The sequence below is a fragment of the Flavobacterium cyanobacteriorum genome, assembly GCF_002251835.1.
In the GTDB taxonomy this organism is placed as follows: Bacteria; Bacteroidota; Bacteroidia; order Flavobacteriales; family Flavobacteriaceae; genus Flavobacterium; species Flavobacterium cyanobacteriorum.
Map to the genome: position 1 here is coordinate 25,156 of NZ_NOXV01000305.1, position 11,992 is coordinate 37,147.

At 40.7% G+C, this 11,992-nt stretch carries 13 protein-coding genes; 12 read left to right on the top strand and 1 reads right to left on the bottom strand.

Features of this window, described 5'->3' with window-relative positions; all coding sequences use genetic code 11:
- Positions 1-4 precede the first annotated feature (4 nt).
- The 5 genes from CHU92_RS14940 (at position 5) to CHU92_RS14960 (ending at position 5,550) form a co-directional block, all read left to right on the top strand.
- Complete coding sequence (locus CHU92_RS14940; protein WP_094416985.1) at positions 5-2,047, top strand: carboxy terminal-processing peptidase; 2,043 nt, start codon at positions 5-7, stop codon at positions 2,045-2,047.
- A gap of 7 nt (positions 2,048-2,054) precedes the next feature.
- Positions 2,055-3,089: an LIC11966 family surface protein gene (locus CHU92_RS14945; protein WP_094416987.1), complete on the top strand. Its 1,035-nt coding sequence runs from the start codon at positions 2,055-2,057 to the stop codon at positions 3,087-3,089.
- Positions 3,090-3,145: 56 nt separating this feature from the next.
- Positions 3,146-3,856 carry a YebC/PmpR family DNA-binding transcriptional regulator gene (locus CHU92_RS14950; RefSeq protein ID WP_094416989.1) on the top strand — a complete coding sequence of 237 codons (711 nt, stop codon included), beginning with the start codon at positions 3,146-3,148 and terminating at the stop codon, positions 3,854-3,856.
- Positions 3,857-4,024: 168 nt separating this feature from the next.
- Positions 4,025-4,771, top strand: a complete 747-nt coding sequence (locus CHU92_RS14955; protein WP_094416991.1) for a metallophosphoesterase family protein — start codon at positions 4,025-4,027, stop codon at positions 4,769-4,771.
- 74 nt (positions 4,772-4,845) lie between these two features.
- On the top strand, positions 4,846-5,550 hold the full coding sequence (locus CHU92_RS14960; RefSeq protein ID WP_094416993.1) for a DUF4241 domain-containing protein: 705 nt from the start codon (positions 4,846-4,848) through the stop codon (positions 5,548-5,550).
- Here the strand turns inward: CHU92_RS14960 and CHU92_RS14965 are convergent.
- Positions 5,547-6,272: a biotin--[acetyl-CoA-carboxylase] ligase gene (locus CHU92_RS14965; RefSeq protein WP_094416995.1), complete on the bottom strand. Its 726-nt coding sequence runs from the start codon at positions 6,270-6,272 to the stop codon at positions 5,547-5,549. The two genes, CHU92_RS14960 and CHU92_RS14965, sit on opposite strands and share 4 nt — an antisense overlap.
- A gap of 94 nt (positions 6,273-6,366) precedes the next feature.
- On the opposite strand from CHU92_RS14965, the gene rsfS reads away from it, so the two are divergent.
- The 7 genes from rsfS to CHU92_RS15000 all read left to right on the top strand — a co-directional run bounded on the left by rsfS (position 6,367) and on the right by CHU92_RS15000 (position 11,898).
- Positions 6,367-6,738, top strand: coding sequence for a ribosome silencing factor (gene rsfS / locus CHU92_RS14970; RefSeq protein WP_094416997.1), 372 nt, complete (start codon positions 6,367-6,369; stop codon positions 6,736-6,738).
- Between the two features lie 11 nt (positions 6,739-6,749).
- Positions 6,750-8,678 carry an ATP-dependent zinc metalloprotease FtsH gene (ftsH, locus tag CHU92_RS14975; RefSeq protein WP_094416999.1) on the top strand — a complete coding sequence of 643 codons (1,929 nt, stop codon included), beginning with the start codon at positions 6,750-6,752 and terminating at the stop codon, positions 8,676-8,678.
- A 108-nt stretch (positions 8,679-8,786) separates the two neighbouring features.
- The gene (locus tag CHU92_RS14980) at positions 8,787-9,389 is read left to right on the top strand and encodes a lactate utilization protein B/C (protein WP_094417001.1); all 603 of its coding nucleotides are present in this window, start codon (positions 8,787-8,789) and stop codon (positions 9,387-9,389) included.
- A gap of 1 nt (position 9,390) precedes the next feature.
- Complete coding sequence (locus tag CHU92_RS14985; protein WP_094417003.1) at positions 9,391-10,203, top strand: phosphatidate cytidylyltransferase; 813 nt, start codon at positions 9,391-9,393, stop codon at positions 10,201-10,203.
- The gene (locus tag CHU92_RS14990) at positions 10,193-10,846 is read left to right on the top strand and encodes a phosphatidylserine decarboxylase family protein (RefSeq protein WP_094417005.1); all 654 of its coding nucleotides are present in this window, start codon (positions 10,193-10,195) and stop codon (positions 10,844-10,846) included. The genes CHU92_RS14985 and CHU92_RS14990 overlap by 11 nt, the downstream gene beginning before the upstream one ends.
- Position 10,847: 1 nt before the next feature.
- Positions 10,848-11,114: an acyl-CoA-binding protein gene (locus CHU92_RS14995; RefSeq protein WP_094417007.1), complete on the top strand. Its 267-nt coding sequence runs from the start codon at positions 10,848-10,850 to the stop codon at positions 11,112-11,114.
- A gap of 52 nt (positions 11,115-11,166) precedes the next feature.
- Complete coding sequence (locus CHU92_RS15000; protein WP_243389621.1) at positions 11,167-11,898, top strand: superoxide dismutase; 732 nt, start codon at positions 11,167-11,169, stop codon at positions 11,896-11,898.
- Positions 11,899-11,992 lie beyond the last annotated feature (94 nt).

Consider the following 11,992-nt stretch of genomic DNA (forward strand, 5'->3'; position numbering starts at 1 on the left):
CGCTATGAAAAAACTGATCGCAATTACCTGTATGCTTCCGGTTGCCCTCGCGGCCCAGAATCATGAGAAAGCCTGCGATATTTTTTCAAAAGTAAATTTTGTGCTTCAGGAAGCGCACATCAAGCCTAAACCGGTAGACGACAGCCTGTCGGTTTATGTTTTTAATACCGTCATGAATGGGCTCGATGAAGACAGGATGCTCTTCATCCAGGAAGATGTAGATAAGCTTTCTAAACATAAATACCTGATTGACAATTATATAAAAAACAAAGATTGCAGTTTTTTCAATGATTTTATTTCTATTTATAAAACTGCGCTCGCGCGAAACAAAGAAAATGTCACAGCAATAAGCAGCCAGCAACTACCCGGGGCTGCTGTTGACACATTATATTTTTCCAAAAGCCATTTTCCTTATCATAAGGATGCGGCACGGATCAGGAAGTTTATTCGCAAGAAACTGATACACGATATTTTTGAAGACATTGCCAAGCAAAGTAAAAACAGGGATTCGCTAAGACTAAATCTCGTGAAGCTGGCAAAAGCGTCCCAATCAAAAATTGTGGAGCTTTACCTGTGCAGGGCAAATACCCGGCTAAATCCTCCAGGAGGCTTTGAAAACAGCATGTACAACAGGTTCTTTTCTGCCTTTTGTTCATACTATGACCCCCACTCTACTTATTTGAATAATGATGAAAAAACATCATTCATGTCTTCGATATCAACAGAAAATTATTCCCTGGGACTGATAGTGAGCAAAAATGATAATGAAGAAATAATTGTTGAAGACATTGTTCCCGGGGGGCCGGCTTATAAGTCAAATAAGATAAGCAAGGGAGACCAGATTATAACGTTAATCTCACAAGGCAAAGAATATAGTGTGAACTGTGCTACGTCAGAAATGATAAGTAACATAGTCCTGTCTGATGATTATAAAAAAATAGGCTTCACGCTCAGGAAAAATGACGGGACAGTATACTCCGTCATGCTTGAAAAAGCCATCATGAAGGCCGAAGACCACAGCGTATACAGTTTTATACTCAGTGACAGGGGCGAAAAAGTAGGCTATATAAAAGTACCGAGTTTTTACAGTGCTGCGGATAACAGCATCAGGGGCTGTGCCGATGATGTGGCAAAAGAAATCACCAAACTTAAAAAAGACAATGTAAATGGTATAATCCTGGACCTGCAGTATAACGGCGGCGGCTCTATGGAAGAAGCCATCAAATTGTCAGGCATGTTTATAGACTATGGCCCGCTGGCAATTGTTTCAGATACACGCCACAGTTTCACAACTATAAAAGACCAAAACAGGGGAACGTTCTACAACGGCCCGCTGGTAGTAATTGTAAATAATTTTTCTGCGTCGGCAAGCGAATTTTTCGCAGGTATAATGCAGGATTACAACAGGGCGCTGGTTGCGGGCAGTACCACACTGGGAAAAGCAACCATGCAAACCATTATACCGCTTGATGAAAAAAATCCAAAGGATTTTGTTAAAGTAACGATTGACAAGTTTTACAGGGTGACCGGCAAGAGCAGTCAGTACACAGGCATAAAGCCTGATGTTGTGATGCCTGTTTTCCTGGAAAAATTAATGCCCCGGGAAAGTACTATGCCCAATGCGATGGCCAATGACAGCATCAATATGAACCTGAGATACAAGCAACTTTCCAGGACTCCCCTGTTACAGGCTGCGGAACTTAGCAAAAAAAGGATTAAAAACAATAGTGATTTTGCAAAAGTAGAAGACATCAATAACCAGATTGACAACCTGATGCTCAAAGACAAGAAACCATTGCTGCTTACCTTTGACGCTGTTTTTGAAGATGTGCATTCCATGGACAGCGTCTGGAAAAGTATAAATGAAGCCTCGGAAAAAGAGCAGCCACTGACAGTTGACAATACATCTTTTGCTTCAGAAGTAATGATGTACGACAGTTATCTTAAAAGTACCATGGAGCATAAAATCAATGCTTTAAAAAAAGACCCGTACATCTACGAGAGCCTTAAAATCCTCTATGACCTTAATAAATTAACCAATCCCTAACATACCTATGAAAAAAACGTTATTTTATATTTTCTTATTTGCCTATGCCGCTTCGTTTTCAGCAGTGGCACAAAATTTTAAAACACCTATAGAATATTTAAACTATATCGGCAAAGAAACAGAACAAATTTCGGCAAGTACATGGAAATATACCAAAGCTGTAGCCCATAGCAAAAGGGCCAGGAAAATAGAAGCTACACGCAAAGAGCTTATTAAATCCATACAGTCGGCCATCAAAAAAATTGAGGCCGCAAAAAACGGATATAACGGAGATACTGAGTATAGGGACCAGTTACTGGCCTACCTTACTGTTACAGAAAATTATATAAATGAAGAATATAGCAAAATTATAAACCTGCAGGAGGTAGCCGAGCAGTCATACGACTTTATGGAAGCCTACATTACAGCACGTGACCTGATAAACAATAAAATAAATTCTGAAGTTGAAAAATTAAATATTAACCAAAAAATATTTGCAAACAAATACAACATCCAAATCACGGAAAATAACAGCAAGCTGTCCCAAAACATGAAAATATCAGATGAAGTTTTTGACCACCAGTCCGAAATGTACCTGATTTTCTTCAAAGTTTATATTACTGATGAAAACCTTATGAAAGCCGTTGCTGCAAATGACATAAACAGTATCCAGCAAAATGCCTCAGCTCTCGAACAATATGCTGATGAAGGCCTTATGAAACTTAAGGATGCCAAACCTTACAAGAATGACATGTTATTGGTAAACGCTACAAAGAAAATGCTTGAAACTTATAAAAAAGAAGCTGTTGAATATGCGCCGCAGGTTGTAGACTTCATGATGATGAAACAAAAAGCTGAAGAGGCCGGTAAATCCATTAATAGCAAGTCATCTCCCAGTAAAGAAGAAATCGCAGCATATAATAAAACAGTTGCTGACTTCAATAAACTCATATCAAACTATAACAACCTGAACACAAACTATAATAACGATAAAAACAAGGCTATAAACGACTGGAACCAGGCCAGTGAGACTTTTGTATCCAAACACGTTCCAAAAGATTAAATAGCCTTTGCAGAAATTACGAATAAGTTTATTTTTGTGCCGTTAACTAAAATTTTATGGGAAGAGCGTTTGAATTTAGGAAAGCCAGGAAAATGAAGCGTTGGTCGGCTATGGCCAAAACGTTTACAAGGATAGGCAAAGATATTGTTATGGCCGTTAAGGAAGGCGGGCCAAATCCTGAGACTAACTCACGTTTAAGGGCCGTCATACAGAATGCCAAAGCAGCAAACATGCCCAAAGACAATGTAGAAAGGGCAATAAAAAAGGCTTCAGACAAGGATACGGCCAACTTTAAAGAAGTATTATTTGAAGGTTACGCGCCGCACGGCATAGCCATACTGATAGAAACGGCTACCGATAATAATAACCGTACTGTGGCTAACATAAGGAGTTATTTCAACAAATGTAACGGTGCGCTGGGCACACAGGGCTCCGTAGAATTTATGTTTGACCACACATGCAATTTCCGCATTCCTGCCGATGGGCAGGATGTAGAAGCGCTTGAACTAGAAATGATAGACTTTGGCGTGGAAGAAATATTTGCAGATGAAGACAGTATTATAATGTATGCCCCTTTTGAAAGTTTTGGCGCCATACAAAAAGAATTGGAAAACAGGGGAATAGATATATTATCATCAGGTTTTGAAAGAATTCCGCAGATAACTAAGGAACTTACCCCCGAGCAGGTGGCCGATGTGGAGAAATTGCTGGAAAAGATCGAAGAAGATGATGATGTGATGAACGTGTACCACACCATGAAAGAGTAATCCTGAATCGTATTATCTGAGTATATACGGCAAAGATGCAACCCATTAAACCTGCATCAAAAAGGATTTGTCCTTCAAGCGTGGCTTAATTATTGATTTTCAGTACCGACACGTAAAATAAAAGCTTTTTAGTACGCTAAAAGGCTTTTATTTTTTTAATTTTACCAAATGCTAAAGCGTATAGCCCATATCACCGACACGCATATTGACGACCCTACCGCACTTGAACGCGATGCCGACCCAAGGGCCAATTTGGAAGCAGTACTGCGACATACCGCGGACTATGGCACAGACGAAATTATTTTCACGGGAGATATTGGTGAGCCGGGCACAGCGCCTTGGCTTCTGGACAAACTGAATGAATACAAACCCGGATTTAGAATTGTTTTAGGGAACCATGACAACCTGCAGGAAGTACTAAGCCTGTACACCAATACTGCTTCTGCCGGTAAAGACGGATTATACTACGCATATGAAGATGACATTTATAAATACATATTTCTTGACTCGTCCTCCTCTGCTATAAGCGACGCACAACTACAATGGCTGGCAGCAGAAGCCACAACGCTAAAAAAGATAATTGTTTTCATCCATCACCCAATACTTGATGTAGGTACTGCAATGGACAGGATTTACCCCTTGCAAAACAGGGACAGCCTGAGCAGTATCCTGCAGCAATGCAAAAAAGAAGTAATTGTTTTTTGCGGACATTATCATTTGCCAGATAAAAGGACAGACAGGAATATAACACAGTACGTGACGCCGGCTGTATCTTTCCAGGTGAAAAAGAATGCCCCGGATATTACTATTAATGTATCTTCTTTTGGGTACAGGCTCATAACACTTACTGAAGACAAGGTAAGCTCTCAGCTTATTATTAACCGGTATGACTACTTTAGCCCTGAAAAACTATAACGGTTAAAATATTGATAAATACAAAAGATGAACTGAAGTTTTGGCTAACTTTAAATATCCATAAATCACGTACTATGAAAGACCTTAAAGACTATGAGATTTTTTATGATCTTGAAGATGAAATAAACGACGCCGAACTCGTAGAAATACACATAGGCGAACTCAACCTGCCCACAGGCCGTGTAATAGCCGCAGACCCTTTTTTTACAGATACACAGCAGCCTTTCGCCCGTACGGTAGAGCCTGATAAATATCCTGTATTTATCTATATGGCTGAGATTGACGGGCTGCACCACAGGGTTGCTTATGCCAAAATTAAATTCAGGCCTGAACAAGCAAAAAAATGGATTTTAGCCATAACGGAAGACCTTACCGACGAAGAACTGAATGGACTGGCTGAAGATGAATTTTACGGTTTTGCCGTAGAATCAGGGATTGCGGCCTTTGTTGATGCGAAAACCAATGAAGAACTGGTTGCCAAAATCAATGAATTACAGGAAAAAAATCCGGAATCAAACTATTATGATGAGGTACTTGCAGATGAGTTTCGTGACTATTCAGGCAAAAACCAATTTTCCCGGTCCCTTGGCGACTGGAATGACCACCACCCCTACAAAGAATCTGACAACAACGTCATCATGTTTGCTTCGGGTTGGGGAGACGGCTACTACCCTGCCTACTGGGGCCTTAATGAAAACGGTGACACCATAGAACTTGTCATTGATTTCCTTCTTAATGATTTTACTGAAGAAGAGGATGAACTTTATACCACCGATTAGTACAGGAGCCGGACTTCTTTAAGGCCAAACAAGGCTGTGGTGTCATCTTCAAGGGTAACTTTAAGGTTTCCGGTACGGGACACTTCCTGAATAATACCCATAAATTTCTGTCCTTCTTTTTCAAAAGGCATGGGTATACCTTTCCTGTACAATTTATCATGATACTTCTCCCAAAGGGCATTACTGCCGTTATGCATGAGAGCCGCAATGTTTCGCTTCAGGTTATCAGCTATTGCCAGCATAATGGTTTCTTTATCAAAATCATGCCCAGCCACAACAGCCATTGATGTAGCTTTGGGCAGGCCCTCAAAATTATGCTGGTTAACATTGAGCCCTATACCTGCCACTGAAACAATTTCGCCGTTGTTTTTAATGCTGTTTTCAATTAATATCCCGCCAATCTTATAATTACCTGCCAAAATGTCGTTAGGCCACTTAATACTGATATCGGATAAATAATGTGCCAGAGTGTCTGTTATACTAACCGCAACAGCTGCATTCAGGTAAAATATCTCATTGATATCAAGCAGTAAATCTTTGATTAATATACTAAAAGTTAAGTTTTTACCGGGTTCAGCATACCACTGAGCGCCCCTCTGCCCCCTGCCGTTCAACTGGTGTTCGGCAACTACAAGTGTCAAATGTTCTACGTACCTTTCAGCAGCGAGCGTTTTTAGGTAATCATTAGTGGAGTTCGTGGCACTGAGTTTGATAATATTCATTTACAAATAATGTAAGTACTATGCTTTTAATCTTGTATTAAGTTTCAAAAGTAAATACAAAAATGATAACTTTGCGTAATAACTAAATTTTTAAATGGCGAAAAAGAATATAAACAATGATGCGTTGTTGGCCAACATCATCAAAGGGATTGAAGAAGTAAAAGGAAATGACATAGATATTCTTGACTTGAGGGCAATCGATAACACCGTTTGCGACTATTTTGTGATATGCAACGGTACTTCAAATACACAGGTGAACGCTATAGTTCACTCCATCCAGAAAATAGTTTCCAGGGAATTGAAAGACAAGCCTTGGCATGTTGAAGGCACTGAAAATGGAGAGTGGGTACTCATGGACTATGTTAATATTGTAGTCCATGTTTTCCAGAAACACATACGCGAGTACTACAACATTGAAAGCCTCTGGGGCGATGCAAGGATAACTTCAATAGGAAACAACTACTAATATTAACATTCATGTCAAAAGATAATAAACCTAATAAAGTTAAAATAAGTCCATGGCTTATATATGGCGGTATTCTGCTACTGTTCCTGGCTATTAACCTCCTTTTTGGGAATTCTGGCTGGAGCGACCCTAAGCCAATATCACTCTCAAAATTCTACAGTTACCTTGATAAAGGTGAGGTAGGCAGGGTGATATATGACAAAACCCAGGCAAAGGTGTTCCTGAAGCCTGATGCGGTTAAAGACAATGCCCATAAAGATGTTCGGGAAGATGTTTTTGGAAAGCCTAATAAAGGCCCGCATTATACAGTTATACTTGGTGATAAAAACGAACTTTTTGTAGATAAACTGTACCAGGCTAACAAAGATGGTAAACTCAATGACTATTCGGCTGAGCAGGAAAGCCAGTGGGGGGAACTGTTCCTAACCCTACTACCGGTACTAATTATAGTAGCGCTGTGGATTTTCATGATGCGCCGCATGGCCGGTGGAGGTGCCGGCGGGGGTGGCGGGCAGATTTTCAATATAGGAAAATCTAAGGCGCGCCTTTTTGATGAAAAGAATGATATTAAGGTAACTTTCAAAGATGTTGCCGGCCTTGAGGGCGCCAAAGAAGAAATACAGGAGATTGTAGAGTTCCTTAAAAATCCCGAAAAATATACAAGTATAGGTGGTAAAATCCCCAAAGGTGCGCTATTGGTAGGCCCTCCGGGAACAGGCAAAACACTACTGGCCAAAGCAGTTGCCGGCGAGGCAAAGGTACCCTTCTTTTCACTTTCAGGTTCTGACTTTGTAGAAATGTTTGTAGGTGTAGGCGCATCAAGGGTACGCGACCTTTTTAAACAGGCTAAAGAAAAATCTCCGGCCATAATTTTTATTGATGAAATTGATGCCGTAGGCCGTGCCAGAGGTAAAAATAATTTTTCGGGATCTAATGACGAACGTGAAAATACGCTGAACCAGCTGCTTACAGAAATGGACGGTTTTGGCACCAACACCAATGTTATTGTGCTTGCCGCGACTAACCGTGCGGATGTACTTGATAAAGCACTTATGCGTGCCGGTCGTTTTGACAGGCAAATATATGTAGACCTGCCGGACATTAGGGAACGAAAGGAAATTTTTGAGGTACACCTGAAACCGCTTAAAAAATCCGAAGACCTTGATACTGACTTCCTGGCCAAGCAGACTCCGGGATTTTCGGGAGCTGACATTGCCAATGTATGTAATGAAGCGGCGCTTATTGCGGCCCGCAAAGATAAAAAATCTGTAGACCGCCAGGATTTTCTTGACGCAGTAGACAGGATAGTAGGCGGGCTTGAAAAGAAAAACAAAATTGTATCACCCGAAGAGAAAAAAGCAATTGCCATACACGAGGCCGGGCACGCTACCGTAAGCTGGATACTAGAACATGCCGCACCGCTGGTAAAAGTAACTATAGTACCACGTGGGCAGAGCCTGGGCGCTGCCTGGTACCTCCCGGAAGAAAGGCTGATTGTAAGGCCTGAGCAGATGCTTGATGAAATGTGTGCTACAATGGGTGGCCGAGCCGCCGAAAAAGTAGTGTTTGACAAAATATCCACCGGAGCCCTCAGCGACCTTGAAAAGGTGACACGGCAGGCTCGCGCCATGGTTACAATATTCGGGCTCAACGAAAAACTGGGCAATATCACGTATTACGACTCAACAGGGCAGGCCGAGTACAGCTTTAGCAAGCCTTATTCGGAGGAAACGGCAAAACTTATAGATGAAGAAATTTCAAAACTAATCGAAGAGCAATACCAGAGGGCTATCGCGATATTGAACGAAAATAAGGACAAGCTGAACAGGCTTGCTGATATACTTATCGAAAAAGAAGTTATATTTAAGGATGACCTGGAAGATATTTTTGGCAAAAGGCCTCATGAAAGGACAGATACAGAAGTAGTTACAGAGGCATAATAGCCGTGAAATAATTTATTTTCAAAAATCTTAATTCAGTTGAAAAATTGAATTAAGATTTTTTTATCTTTGAGTAATATCAAAAAAATGAAAATATAGGGAGCAGGTATGAGTCTTTTTAAAAAAATCTTTGGCGCCGCTAACGACGTTTCGAATGAGGAAAAAAATTCTGATGCGAACCCTTTCCTGCCTGAAAAACAAGTACCTGCTGATGAACTTTTTACCTATAACTTCAAGAAAAACGGCGGTAAATTCCTCTACTGCGAAAACCTCCCGGAAGTACATGACCAGTTCCTGAATATCCTGGAAGAAAATGACTGGTTTGAATGTGAGGCCCTTTGTTTCGAGCCAAAATTATTTAGCCTGCTCGATGAGAACAAACTATCTTATCAGAAGCCTTCTGATCCGAAGTTTTTACTCGCTACCTGCGAAAACCTTATTGCTGATGAAGGCTCTATACTGTTTTCATCAAATCAGATAAAGCAAAATAAACCCAATGAGCTGCCGGCCAGTATTGTGATATTTGCCACTACCAGCCAGATACTAGGTTCAAAAAGTGACGGATTAAGGGAAATCAAAAAGAAATATGACAAAGATTATCCTACCAATATAACTACTATAAAATATTTCGAAAAAGCTAAAGAGGAAGATTTCCTTCAATATGGCAGTGCTGCGAAAAATCTTTACCTGTTGCTTTTAGAAGATCTTTAAAATGAATGAAAGCATTGTCAGGGCGCTCTCAGGTATTGTTTATATTGCTCTCCTAATTTCTGCTACCTTATTTTCAGGCTTAACATTTACCCTGCTGTTCGGCGTTTTCCTCTTTACTGCGGTATCGGAATTTTGCAGGCTTGTAAGCCTTAATAAGGTTTTACCTTTTATTATAGCGGCAACAGGCTATATCCTCTTTGCTGTTTTTATCTCTGATAATAAAGTTTACAACCTTATGCTGACTGTGGCGGCGCTCTGTGTAGGCTGCACGCTTCTGTATCGCCTGTTTAATCCGGCACGTCACACAAAAGTTGATTTTCTGGCTAAAATTGTCCTTCTTTCAGGATATATAATTATTCCGTTCCTGCTGCTGATCAGGATGCCTTTCAGTACTGGCGCTTATAACAGGTGGCTGCTTATAGGTATTTTCATCCTTATCTGGACTAATGATACATTTGCTTATATAGTAGGTAAAGCCTTGGGTCGGACAAAATTACTGGAAAGGATATCCCCCAAAAAAACAGTTGAGGGCTTTGTGGGAGGTATGGTGTTTGCGGTAGCCGCTGGCTTCACCGTCAGCCTGTTCCCCGAATTTGGGCAATCATCCCTATTATGGATCTGCACTGCTTTGATAGTGGTTGTATTTGGGACACTTGGGGATTTAGTGGAGTCCAAATTCAAACGCGATGCCGGAGTTAAAGACAGCGGTGCTATAATGCCCGGCCATGGCGGAATACTTGACAGGCTCGATAGTATTATATTTGCTATACCTTTCTTATTTTTGTTTTATCAAATCATCCATTATGTTTCATAAAGAAGGCGCTAAAATTATTTTTATTGCAATGGCAATAACTGTGGCAGTCATACTGCTTTCAGAAGAATTTATTCAAAGTTACTGGCTATTAAAGTTTATCCAGATATTTTCGCTGGTATTCCTCATACTGATACTCCAGTTTTTCAGGAATCCGAAAAGGCCGGTAAATGCAACCGATACTACTATTATAGCCCCTGTTGACGGGAAAGTTGTAGTAATTGAAGAAGTTTATGAACCGGAATATTTCAAGGACAAGCGCCTTCAGGTATCTATTTTTATGTCGCCTATCAATGTACATGTTACCCGCTATGCGGTTAACGGCCTTGTTAAGTTCAGTAAATACCATCCCGGTAAATACCTTGTAGCATGGCATCCAAAAGCCAGTGAAGAAAATGAACGTACGACAGTAGTTATTGAAAACCGTACATTTGGCGAAATATTATACAGGCAGATAGCCGGTGCCCTTGCAAGGCGTATTGTGAATTATGCCCGCGAAGGCATGCATGTGGTACAGGGTACTGATGCCGGCTTTATTAAGTTTGGGTCGCGGGTTGATATATTCCTTCCTGTAGGGACGCCTGTTGATGTGAAGCTGAACCAAAAAGCCATTGGCGGAAAAACAATAATTGCAAGAAGAGCTTAAGATGGAAGAAAAAGATTTGGATACCCTTTTTCATGAAGCTTATGAAAAGGCTTCAAATCTGGCGCATCCACTGCCTCAGGATGTCATGCTGAGGCTATATGCTTATTATAAACAGGCAACTATTGGCGAGGCTAACCCTATGTACCAGCATAGTTTTGACCTCAGGAATGCCTTTAAGATGAATGCATGGATGCAGGTACGGCATCTGCAGCCTGATGAAGCTAAAAAATTATACATAGAAATTATCGATTCAGTAACTAAAACATAATATTATGAAAAAAGTAAAAATCCTTGTATTTGCATTAGTAGCCCTTTCGTCCATGCCGTCGTGTAAAGATAAAGGCCATCTTGAAGAAGTGGTTCAGACACCGGAACCTCAAAAAGAAGAGAAAGCAGTACCGCTTGGCAACCCTGACGATGTAAAAGCGGAAGGAGGCCCTTTCCAGATCGCTAAACTTGGTTATACCTATGATGCGCTTGCCCCCCACATTGACGCAAAAACGATGGAAGTGCATTACTCCAGGCATTATAAAAAATATACTGATGAACTTAACAAAGCCGTGACCGGCACTGACCTTGAAAAGAAAACAATTGAGGAAATACTTAAAACCCTTGATATGGAAAACAAGGCTGTCAGGAACAATGGTGGCGGATACTACAACCATACACTCTTTTGGGAAATAATGGCCCCTAATGCGGGCGGAACACCAAAAGGCACCCTTGCAGAGGCTATAAACAAAGATTTTGGTTCTTTTGACGCTTTTAAAACACAATTTACAGAAGCTGCTACCAAACAGTTTGGCTCAGGATGGGCATGGCTTGTAGTGAATAAAGACGGAAAACTTGCTATTGGCAGTACCCCGAACCAGGACAATCCGCTAATGCCTAATGCCGGCATAGCAGGCACACCGGTTCTTGGACTGGATGTATGGGAACACGCCTACTACCTAAATTACCAAAACAAAAGGCCTGATTATATCAATGCTTTTTACAATGTTATAAACTGGGATGCTGTTGCCAGGAAATACGACGCAGCCGTAGCGAAAAAATAATTTATCAGCACATACTGATGTATATAATCCGCCTGTGGGTGGATTATATTTTTTATAGTATTGCGAATTTTAAAAAAATAACAGACTTTTGGAA

Bases quoted from the DNA above. Each gene is read 5' to 3' on its own strand.
- CHU92_RS14940 (WP_094416985.1), top strand. From the start codon at position 5: ATGAAAAAACTGATCGCAATTACCTGTATGCTTCCGGTTGCCCTCGCG.
- CHU92_RS14945 (WP_094416987.1), top strand. From the start codon at position 2,055: ATGAAAAAAACGTTATTTTATATTTTCTTATTTGCCTATGCCGCTTCG.
- CHU92_RS14950 (WP_094416989.1), top strand. From the start codon at position 3,146: ATGGGAAGAGCGTTTGAATTTAGGAAAGCCAGGAAAATGAAGCGTTGG.
- CHU92_RS14955 (WP_094416991.1), top strand. From the start codon at position 4,025: ATGCTAAAGCGTATAGCCCATATCACCGACACGCATATTGACGACCCT.
- CHU92_RS14960 (WP_094416993.1), top strand. From the start codon at position 4,846: ATGAAAGACCTTAAAGACTATGAGATTTTTTATGATCTTGAAGATGAA.
- CHU92_RS14965 (WP_094416995.1), bottom strand. From the start codon at position 6,272: ATGAATATTATCAAACTCAGTGCCACGAACTCCACTAATGATTACCTA.
- rsfS (WP_094416997.1), top strand. From the start codon at position 6,367: ATGGCGAAAAAGAATATAAACAATGATGCGTTGTTGGCCAACATCATC.
- ftsH (WP_094416999.1), top strand. From the start codon at position 6,750: ATGTCAAAAGATAATAAACCTAATAAAGTTAAAATAAGTCCATGGCTT.
- CHU92_RS14980 (WP_094417001.1), top strand. From the start codon at position 8,787: ATGAGTCTTTTTAAAAAAATCTTTGGCGCCGCTAACGACGTTTCGAAT.
- CHU92_RS14985 (WP_094417003.1), top strand. From the start codon at position 9,391: ATGAATGAAAGCATTGTCAGGGCGCTCTCAGGTATTGTTTATATTGCT.
- CHU92_RS14990 (WP_094417005.1), top strand. From the start codon at position 10,193: ATGTTTCATAAAGAAGGCGCTAAAATTATTTTTATTGCAATGGCAATA.
- CHU92_RS14995 (WP_094417007.1), top strand. From the start codon at position 10,848: ATGGAAGAAAAAGATTTGGATACCCTTTTTCATGAAGCTTATGAAAAG.
- CHU92_RS15000 (WP_243389621.1), top strand. From the start codon at position 11,167: ATGCCGTCGTGTAAAGATAAAGGCCATCTTGAAGAAGTGGTTCAGACA.